The sequence below is a fragment of the Leifsonia sp. SIMBA_070 genome, from assembly GCF_046534635.1.
Lineage (GTDB): Bacteria > Actinomycetota > Actinomycetes > Actinomycetales > Microbacteriaceae > Leifsonia.
The window spans coordinates 1-270 of the sequence record NZ_JAWRYK010000311.1 but is presented as its reverse complement, the minus strand read 5'-3'; the positions used below and the strand labels follow the sequence as shown (position 1 = coordinate 270).

Sequence of the window (270 nt, the reverse complement as noted above, 5' to 3'; positions counted from 1 at the left end):
GCCCTTGGCGATCGCCGAGTAGGCCGAGTAGTCGACGCCGCCGAACACGACGCCGTGGGATCCGGCGGTCACGTCGTCGAGGGCAGGGCCGTTCGCGCCCTGCAGAACCATGCCGTTCTCGAAGAGGCCGTCGAACAGCTCCCACGTCGCGTCCTCGCCCTGCGAGGACACGAGCGCCGCGATGAGGTCGCGGGCGGTGCCCGACTCGCGGGGGTCGGGCATGATGACCTGATCCTTGTAGGCCGGATCCGTCAGGTCGGACCAGTCGGC

Annotated in this window: 1 protein-coding gene; it reads right to left on the bottom strand. The window is 70.0% G+C overall.

The genetic code is table 11. The features are described from left to right. Positions 1 to 270: ABC transporter substrate-binding protein (locus SB754_RS20480; protein ID WP_410784198.1), on the bottom strand; the 270-nt coding region annotated here is incomplete at both ends.